Consider the following 1,495-nt stretch of genomic DNA (forward strand, 5'->3'; position numbering starts at 1 on the left):
AAATTGGTTATAATAGTGGTTGAGAGGTATTCCTCTCATGTTTGAATTCTTCATAAGATTTTCCGATTTTATGAAGGTATTGCTTGAAAGATGCAAGTTTCCACGGATGGGATTGTGGTGGAATATACTTGCGTCTTTCTTTTTTAGTTTTAAGCACCATTTCGAATTCTTTGGAGTGCTTCTCGTGTTTTGGTAACTTTCTAGTGGCATAAATAGTGTCTGCGATATTAAGGTAGATGTCTCCATCGAATGCCTCAATCACAAGTGCCTTTGTCTTACGTGAAAAATAGATTTCTTTATCCCCTTCGACGGGCAAGTAGAAATTGTTTTGATATCGAATGTGATGCCCGCTATCAATCACTCTTTCAGAGACTCTCGCTAACAATAGGTTTCGCTGGGCTGGTTTAGGTGCTTTCTCAAAAACAGACTCACTAGCTAGTCCACCAAATTGCTTGTTAAATCGTTTAATCCATCTCTTAAGATAACGATTCGCTTGAGAGATGCTGGTAATTTGATTTCTTTGTAAATCAATTGGTAGACGTGATTGAAGGGTCTGATTAAGACGTTCGACACGCCCTTTAGCTTGAGGGATAGAAGACGTTTCAATGGCAATACCAAGCTGATGACAAGCGTATCCAAATTGTGTAAAGGTATCTTCCTCCATTTTTTTAGACTGACTGGAAGCATACGTGAATACAGTCCTTTTATCAGTAAGGAGCTGGAAAGGGATACCATATCCCTCTAGAATCTGTTCTAAGACATGATAATACCCGTTTAGCGTCTCCTGAGTATCAAAGTAAGCCCCGACAATATCACCGGAAGCATCGTCAATAGCGACATGAAGATGTGTTTCTTGTTGTCCAAACCAAGGGAATTGACTGGCATCCATTTGAATGAGTTCCCCTTTGAATTTCTTTCTTGCTCGGCTGGGATGAGCTTTGTCAGGTTCTTCAAAGAAGTTGGAAGCAGTTGGGAGTTTGGCTCCTTTTTTTTCTGCCTCCCTTTTCTTTTGTTTGGCTTCTTGTTTCAATCGTCTTTTTGTTGCTCGTTGTGTCTTTGGAGATAGAAACCCTGCTTGGTAGAGTAGTTTTCTAACAGTTGTATCTGAATAGGCGATGTTTTCTTCTTCCGCTAGTAGTTCGCAGAAATGAACAACATTTGGTCTTAAATCCCCGTAACTTTGATATTTCTCGATAATCCTTCTCTTTGTTTCTAAAGACATGGCATGAGTTGGTCTTTTTGATCGATTACCATGAACGAAAGCTGCCTTTCCTTTTTCTCGATAGGCTAGTATCAATCGGTTCACCTGCCTCTTGCTTAACCCTAATTCTACACAAGCCCTGTTTTTCTGCTTTTTCCCCTCACAAACAGCTTTGATGACTAGGTATTTCTTTGACTCTATCATAGTTAGTTCTATTTTCCTCATCTTTCTAGTTTACCAGACGGGACATTTTCACATTCGACCTAGCTAAGACATTATCATTTTCGAATGATA

The 1,495-nt window shown here is 39.5% G+C and carries 1 protein-coding gene; it reads right to left on the reverse strand.

The features are described 5' to 3' along the window. Positions 1 to 7: 7 nt before the first annotated feature. On the reverse strand, positions 8 to 1,405 hold the full coding sequence (locus AC4HAJ_RS08745) for an ISNCY family transposase (RefSeq protein ID WP_491079754.1): 1,398 nt from the start codon (positions 1,403 to 1,405) through the stop codon (positions 8 to 10). Positions 1,406 to 1,495 lie beyond the last annotated feature (90 nt).

Source organism: Streptococcus sp. ALY_211, from assembly GCF_058314555.1.

Excerpts from the sequence above, each read along its gene's own strand:
- AC4HAJ_RS08745 (WP_491079754.1), bottom strand. The coding sequence starts at position 1,405 with ATGATAGAGTCAAAGAAATACCTAGTCATCAAAGCTGTTTGTGAGGGG.